The 7,651-nt window shown below is 64.5% G+C and carries 8 protein-coding genes; 1 reads left to right on the forward strand and 7 read right to left on the reverse strand.

Annotated elements, in window-relative coordinates:
• Positions 1-55: 55 nt before the first annotated feature.
• The 7 genes from AC1DT2_RS01875 to AC1DT2_RS01905 all read right to left on the reverse strand — a co-directional run bounded on the left by AC1DT2_RS01875 (position 56) and on the right by AC1DT2_RS01905 (position 7,242).
• Positions 56-769, reverse strand: a complete 714-nt coding sequence (locus AC1DT2_RS01875) for a LytR/AlgR family response regulator transcription factor (protein ID WP_477293846.1) — start codon at positions 767-769, stop codon at positions 56-58.
• The gene (locus AC1DT2_RS01880; protein WP_213949244.1) at positions 766-1,824 is read right to left on the reverse strand and encodes a sensor histidine kinase; all 1,059 of its coding nucleotides are present in this window, start codon (positions 1,822-1,824) and stop codon (positions 766-768) included. Before AC1DT2_RS01880 ends, AC1DT2_RS01875 begins: the two co-directional genes overlap by 4 nt.
• A 35-nt stretch (positions 1,825-1,859) precedes the next feature.
• Positions 1,860-2,333, reverse strand: coding sequence for a nuclear transport factor 2 family protein (locus AC1DT2_RS01885; RefSeq protein WP_477293849.1), 474 nt, complete (start codon positions 2,331-2,333; stop codon positions 1,860-1,862).
• A 99-nt stretch (positions 2,334-2,432) separates the two neighbouring features.
• Positions 2,433-2,939, reverse strand: a complete 507-nt coding sequence (locus AC1DT2_RS01890; protein ID WP_477293851.1) for a hypothetical protein — start codon at positions 2,937-2,939, stop codon at positions 2,433-2,435.
• Between the two features lie 87 nt (positions 2,940-3,026).
• Entirely contained in the window at positions 3,027-5,654 is a 2,628-nt protein-coding gene (gene mgtA / locus AC1DT2_RS01895) for a magnesium-translocating P-type ATPase (RefSeq protein WP_477293853.1), read from the reverse strand.
• 155 nt (positions 5,655-5,809) lie between these two features.
• Entirely contained in the window at positions 5,810-5,989 is a 180-nt protein-coding gene (locus tag AC1DT2_RS01900; protein WP_477293855.1) for a hypothetical protein, read from the reverse strand.
• A gap of 353 nt (positions 5,990-6,342) precedes the next feature.
• The gene (locus tag AC1DT2_RS01905) at positions 6,343-7,242 is read right to left on the reverse strand and encodes a LysR substrate-binding domain-containing protein (protein ID WP_477293857.1); all 900 of its coding nucleotides are present in this window, start codon (positions 7,240-7,242) and stop codon (positions 6,343-6,345) included.
• 119 nt (positions 7,243-7,361) lie between these two features.
• Here AC1DT2_RS01905 and AC1DT2_RS01910 point away from each other — a divergent pair, with 119 nt between their 5' ends.
• Positions 7,362-7,556, forward strand: a complete 195-nt coding sequence (locus tag AC1DT2_RS01910) for a hypothetical protein (RefSeq protein ID WP_477293859.1) — start codon at positions 7,362-7,364, stop codon at positions 7,554-7,556.
• The last annotated feature ends 95 nt before the right edge of the window (positions 7,557-7,651 follow it).

Raw genomic sequence — 7,651 nt, forward strand, 5'->3', positions numbered from 1 at the left:
GCGTGGGGCGGGAAAGTGGCAATTCGAAGGCGCGGCGCCATGGCGACTGACGAGGCTACGAGYGCTCCTGATGAAGCGCGGCGAGCAAGGCGTCGATATAGGTGCGGCTCGCACGCAGGGTCGTACCGTCGCGCAGCCGAAGTACAGCATCACGATTGGGCCGGGGCTGGAACTCCGCCACCTGGTCCACGCGGACGATGGCCGATCGATGCACGCGCAGGAAGCGCGACGGATCGAGCTTGCGCGACAGGGTGGTCAGGGTTTCGCGCAGGAGGTGGCGCTGCCCGTTCACGTGCAACGCGGCGTAGTCCCCATCGGCTTCGATCCAGATGATGTCCACCGCCTCGACGAAGCTTAACCGTGCGCCGATGCGGATGCCGAAGCGTTCCGGCCAGTGGCTCGTCGTCGCACGCCCGAGTTGCCGGCGCGCGCGATCGATCGATTCAGCGAAGCGTTCGTCATCGATCGGTTTCAGCAGGTAGTCGATCGCGTTCAGTTCAAAGGCGCGCAAGGCGAAGCTGTCGTGAGCGGTAAGCAGAATGGCTAAAGGGCGCTCAGTGGCGGGGATCGCGGCCAGTGCGTCGAGCCCGCTCAAACCGGGCATCTGAACGTCAACGAAGGCTACATCGACCGCATCCTTACGCAACGCTGCCAGCGCGTGACCATCGCGGCATTCGGCCACGACGGTGACGTCCGGCTCGGCGCGCAGACGCGCGAGCACGCCGCTTCGCGCCAGAGGTTCATCGTCGACCACGGCCACGCGAATCATTCCGCCACCTTCGGCTGCGACGACAACCGCCAGGGCAATTCAACCGTCACGCGCCATTGCGCGCCGACAGGACCCGCTTCGAACCCGTGTGCATTCGGATGCAAGGCATTGAGACGGGCGCGTACGTTGGCTAGGCCAACGCCGTGCCCGTCGCTCGCGACCCCGTCGAGCCTGTCGTTCTCCACCTGAACGCGCAGGATGTCGGCTTCACGCTGCACGCGGATCGACACCGTGCCTCCCTCCCCGCGCGGCGCGATGCCATGGCGGATCGCGTTCTCGACCAGCGGCTGGAGCAGAAGGTGCGGCACCAGCGCATCGAGTGCGCCGGGTCCGGTATGAATGTCAATGCGCAGGCGGTCGCCCAGCCTCGCCTTCTCGATGTCCAGATAGGCGGAGGTGAACACCACCTCGTCACCGACGGTTACTTCGTGCCCATGCGTTTCTTCGAGCGTGGTGCGAAGGAAATCGCCGAGACGGGCGATCATGCGGCTGGCGTCGCGCTTGCGATCGTCGTTGACCAGCGCGGAGATGGCGTTGAGCGTGTTGAACAGGAAATGCGGCTGCAGCTGGTACTTCAGCGCACGCAGTTCGGCGTCGCGTGTCGCCTGCGCGGCGAGTACGAGGCGCTCGCCCTCGGCGCGCAACGCGGCACGATGCAACACCATCGCCTGCAAACCGCAGAACGCGATGAGGGCCAGCCAGCAACCGTCGAGACCGCCAAAGATCCACACCCAGGTGACCTTCGCGCGCATCTCCGCGCTGGCCAGGTTCTCCAGCGCGATCACCGCGTTGAGCACGGACATGGCATAGCTCACCGGGAGCAGCACCGCCGCCATCGTCCACCAGCTGGCGCCACGCCGCCACAGCACACGCTGTATCCAGCCCAGCGGCACGATCCAGGCAAGATACGACAAGGTGTAGAACAGGCGGAACGCCAGCGCCTTCGGGTCGGTGACCGACGAGGGAAAACCCATGATCACCATGCAGCCGAAAATCGGCAGGCCTGCGATCCAGGCCATGCCCGGCGATACCGTGACGTTCCGATCTTCCTGCATGACTACCCTTCCCCGACTGCCGCCGATTGTATCGGTCAGAAGTTGGAGGAGTAGAGCATGGCGGCGATCTTCCAGCCGTTGTCGGTGCGGACCAGCTGCCAGGTCTCCGCGCCATGGTTACCGACTTTGCCGTCCATCAGGAACTCGAAATCGAAATAGACCGATGCCACCGAACCGTCTGTTTCGATGCGTACGTTGTGGAACCGTTCCTCGACGCTGCCCTTGGCCTTGCCGACGAAATCGGTGAACTCCTGCCAGCTGCCCGCCTTGTAGCGGGTTACCTCGGGGTGCTTGGCCTTGACGTTGGTGAAGGAGGGTTCGCCCAGGGTGGTGATCCACGCCTTGCTCTCCGGCAGGAAGAGGTCGCCGAGGGCTTTGGCGTCCTTGGCCTTGAGTGATACCTGGAAGCTGTCGACCACCTGCTGGACCTGCGCCTTGGGCGACTCGTCGGCAAGGCAAGGCGCGGCGATGAAAAGCAGGAGGACGGCGACGGGGAGCGCGTTGCGCATGCGGGAGACCTCAGTGGGTGGGTATCCCGAGAGGACCAATAAAAACGCCCTGCCGCAAGGGAACTCGCGGCAGGGCGTTCCGTTACTGCGATGAGCCGGTTACAGGCAGGCGTTGAGGCCGTCAAAGACAGTCTTGCGGGTCATCGGGAGTTTCACCTCCAGCGGTTCCTTCGACGACATCAGCGCCTCGTAGAACGATTCCACCGGCGTGTCCTTGGCAAGGGCCAGCTTGCACTTGAACAGCTTGGCGTTGACCTGCACGGCCCCGGATTTGCCGTTGATCTGCGTGTAGCTGCCGGCGAAGGTCCACAGGCACTGCTTCATCGTGCCCTTGGTGGAATCGACCGAGCAGCGCAGCTCCATCGGCCGCAGATTGCCGTAGTCGCCTTCGCAGAAAGTGTCGCCGCAGATGGCGCTGAACGCGCCGGAGAGGTGTTCGGTGAGCTTCTCGAAGCGTTCCATGCCGGCTTCCGACGCCGGCCAGTTCATCGCGTCCACATAGCGCTCGGCGGCGGGCACCGGTGCCGGTTTCGGTGCCGTCTCGGTCTGTGCCATGGCGATGGCCGGAATGAACAGCAGAGCGGCAGCAAGGGTGTTACGAAGCATCGTGGTGTCTCCTTGGTTGGGGAGCACACATGACACCGCGTTCGCGCATGGGCGTCTGTCCATCGACGCCCATGCCTTTTCGTAGTCTTACAACCAACGTCCGTAGCGGCGGATGTAGATCGTCTTCATCAGCTGGGTGAGTACGCAGTAGCTCACCAGCGTCACCGCCAGCCACGCGAAGTAGATGCCAGGCAGCGGCACCATGCCGATGCGCGCGCCAAGACCCGAGTAGGGAATCAGCATGCCGATGACCATGATCGCGCCGGTCAGCGCCAACACGGGGGCAGAGGCCACGCTCTGCAGGAACGGCACCCGCCGCGTGCGGATCATGTGCACCACGAGGGTCTGCGAGAGCAGGCCTTCGATGAACCAGCCCGACTGGAACAGCGACTGGTGGGCAACATCGTTGGCACCGAAGTAATGCCACATCAGCCAGAACGTGGTGATGTCGAACACCGAGCTGACCGGTCCGATCCAGACCATGAAGCGACCGATGTCGCCCGCATCCCACTTGCGCGGATGGCGCAGGTATTCCTCGTCCATGCGGTCGAACGGGATCGACAGCTGGGACAGGTCGTACAGCAGGTTCTGCACGAGGATCTGCAACGGCAGCATCGGCAGGAACGGCAGGAAGGCGCTCGCGACAAGCACGCTGAACACGTTGCCGAAGTTCGAGCTGGCAGTCATCTTGATGTACTTCATGATGTTGCCGAAGGTGACGCGACCTTCGATCACACCCTCCTCCAGCACCATCAGGTTCTTCTCGAGCAGGATGATGTCCGCCGACTCCTTGGCGATATCCGTCGCGGTATCGACCGAAATGCCGACATCCGCTTCGCGTAGCGCCGGCGCATCGTTGATGCCGTCACCAAGGAAGCCGACGGTGTGACCGCGACGCTGCAGCGCCTTGACCACGCGCGCCTTCTGCACCGGTGACATCTTGGCGAAGACCGTGGTCTTCTCGACCATCGCATCGAGCGCGTCGTCGTCGAGCTGCTCGATATCGCGACCCAGGGCGGACGCCGTGACATCGAGGCCGACTTCGGTGCAGATCTTCCGTGTCACGGCTTCGTTGTCGCCGGTGATGACCTTCACCGCGACGCCGTGGTGATTGAGTGCCCGGATGGCCGTGGCAGCCGAGTCCTTCGGCGGATCGAGGAAGGCCAGGCAGCCGACCGCGGTCAGGCCGGTTTCGTCGGCCACGCCATAGGCCCGCTCGCCGGCGGGATCGCGACGAATCGCCACGATGAGCACACGCAGGCCGTCTTCGTTGAGCTCGTTCGTCATGGCGCGGATCTCGGCGCGCTTCTCCGACGTCATGGGCTCAACGACATCGCCGATGCGTGCCTCGCTGCAGATCTGCAGCATCTCCTCGACCGCACCCTTGCAGACGAGCAGCTGTTCGCCGCGCCCGTCCGAGACCACCACCGACATGCGCCGGCGCTGGAAGTCGAACGGAATCTCGTCGACTACATGGAAGCGCGAGGCGATCGGCTCGAGGTCGCGGTGCGTGAGCACCGCCTTGTCCATCAGGTTGCGCAGACCGGTCTGGAAACGGCTATTGAGGTACCCGTATTCCAGCGCGTCGTCGGAGTCGTCGCCGTTGAGATCCACATGGCGCTCGAGCACGATCTTGTCCAGCGTGAGCGTGCCGGTCTTGTCCGTGCACAGCACGTCCATCGCGCCGAAGTTCTGAATGGCGTTGAGGCGCTTGACCACCACCTTGCGCTTCGACATGGCGATGGCGCCCTTGCCCAGATTCGCGGTGACGATCAGCGGGAGCATCTCCGGCGTCAGGCCCACGGCGACCGAGAGGCCGAACATGAAGGCCTCGACCCAGTCGTGCTTATCGAAGCCRTTGATCAGGAAAACCACCGGCACCATCACCGCCATGAAGCGGATCAGCAGCCAGCTGACCGAGGAAATACCCCGGTCGAAGCTGGTCTGCACGCGCTCGCCCGAGAGGGTGTGCGCGAGAGAGCCGAGGTAGGTGCGCGCGCCGGTGGCCAGCACGACCGCCGTCGCCGTGCCGGAAACCACGTTGGTGCCCATGTAGCAGACGGTCGGCAGGTCCAGCGGGCCGTCGGCGGAACCCGCGCCGGTCGTGGCGTTCGGCGCGGCCTTCTCTACCGGCAGGGATTCACCGGTAAGGATCGCCTGGCTGATGAACAGGTCTTTGGCCGCGAGCAGGCGCAGGTCGGCCGGCACCATGTCGCCGGCGCCCAGATGGACGATATCGCCCACCACCAATTCCTCGACCGGCACCTCAATGCGCTCGGCGTGGCCGTCCTCGGCGCGGCGGGTCACGGTGGAGGTGTTGCGCACCATGGCCTTGAGCTTCTCGGCGGCCCGCGACGAGCGGAACTCCTGGGTGAAGGAGAGGAGGACGCTGATACCGACCATCACGGCGATGATCACCGGGCCCGTGAGGTCATCGGAATCGGTGACCAGCTGGACCACGGCGAGCACCAGCAGCACGATGATGAACGGGTTGCGGAAGGCGTGCAGCAGCTGGATCGACCAGTGCGGCGGCTTCTCGTGGCCTACTTCGTTGATGCCGTCGCGGTCCAGCCGCTCGGCGATGGCCGCCTCGTCCAGGCCGTCCAGTCGAGCCTCCAGCGAACGCAGCAGCTCATCGGCCGGACGGTAGGCGTCGGCACTGGCGTTGGTGAAGGCTTTGGCGGCGACGGCCGCCTGCGAGATGTGCTTCTTCATGGCTCACTGCCTTTCCGGACGACGTCTCCGGGCGGGCGCGAGCGGCTCTCAGCTGGCAGCTGAAGGCGTACGCGCCGGCGCGCAGCCGACGTTCGGTTTCCGGGTAATCGTGACGGCGGACGGCGAAAGCCGCGCCGTAGAGTCTATGTCGCTGTTCATGCCTGCGGCAGTTTGCCGCCAGCCTGTTTCAGATTGCTTTCAGTGGCGTCGAGCKAGCGCGGAACAGTGATCGTGCGCTTGGCCGGGGAGGCCTCGGTGGCACGACGACGGGCGAGAGCGAAAGCGAGACGGCGGCCGAACATGCGCGGACCGGTCTTTTCGAGTTGGATGTACATGGCTCAATCCTCGAATAACGGAAGCTCGCGAGCTTCCGACGAGGAGAGCCGGACTTTCCCTAGCGGAGGAAAGCGCCGACAGACCGGGTGCGGTCGCCGCGGGCGATGAGTTTTGCCAGCGCCGGGCTCCGATGCGAGCGGAAGCCGGCGCGTCGACTAGGGTAGACGTCCATAAGCCTGGGTAAACTAAGAAGGGTGCCACCGCGCGAGAAGTGCTGAGCGGTAGCCCGGGAATTGTCGCGCCGCAGCGAGGATCGGTCAAGCGTTCCCGCGCTCTTTGTAGGAGCCGATTCATCGGCGATAACAAGGTTGCCGCAACCCCCATCGCCGATGAATCGGCTCCTACAGAAGAATCAGGCCACTCCGGCCGTGATTCCTGCCTCATATTCCCGGGCCTCGCCCAGCAACCAGTCCCGGAAACGGGCCACCCCCGTATGCGACTCCGACCGTTTCGGATAGACGAGGTAATACGCCTCGGCCACACGCAGCCGCTCCTTGCACAGCACGGTGAGCGCCCCGCATTCGATCAGCGAACGCGCCATGACAAGCCGCCCCAGGGCCACGCCCATGCCCTCCAGCACGGCGCGCTGCAGGTGTTCGGTGTTGTCGAAGCGCGCGACGTAACGTGAGGGCAAGGGCATACCGAAGGCTTCGGCCCAATCGTTCCAGCGTCCCGAGGGATCACCGAGCAAGGGCCAGCCTTCCAGCGAGGTAGTCGGCAGGCCACCCATCTTGCGCACCAGTGACGGGCTGGCGATGGGCACGATGTATTCGGCGAACAACTTGTCGGCCTTGGTCCGCGGCCAGGAGCCCAGGCCATAGCGGAAGGCAACGTCGATCGTCGGCTCGCGGTCGAAATCGACGACGGAAACGGACGAGGAGAGGCTGAGCTCGAGCTCCGGGTGGGCACCGACCAGTCGCGGCAGACGCGGCACGAGCCAGCTCGATGCGACCGAGGGCAGCACGCTCAGGGTCACGGTGTCCTGGTGACGGCTCGCATAGCGATTGAGGGCGTGCTCGATGCCGTCGAAGTGGTGGCCGATCGAGTCGAGCAGGTTGTTGCCATCGGCGGTGAGCGTGACACCCCGGGGACCGCGATCGAACAGCGAGCGGTCGAGCCGCTCCTCGAGATTGCGAATCTGGTGACTGAGGGCACTCRCCGTGAGGTTGAGCTGCTCGGCGGCGAGCGACAGCTTGCCGGTCCGGGCGACCAGGACGAACCCCTGAAGCTGACCGAGCGGCAGGCGAGACATGTGAAAAATCCTCAAGTCCAGGTTGCAAACATATCGCTTTTTGGCGGGCTACGGAACGGGCACCCTTAACTACACCGATAGTCGCAAGGGGTTGCGACTCCATCCGCAAGGAGTACGTCATGGCTTCGATCTTTACTGGCCTCGCCTTCATGCACGGGCACATCGTCGACCGCGAACTCATCTTCCGCCTTGGCCGCGAGCAACTCGCCGGCGACCGCGGCGCGGGCGCACCGGAAGCCGTGCCGACGCCCCGCAAGGCAGAGCGTAAGGCATCGAACGAGGTTCCCGCCTGTCCGGCCTGCGCCACCTGCTGACGGATACATCGCCTGAACTTCGTGTGCCTCAAAATGGGGGTTTCCGCCCTCCCCGGAGAGACGCATGAAGCTTCGCCCCCTCGGTCGTTCATCCC

This window comes from Luteibacter sp. P4_E6 (genome assembly GCF_056401535.1).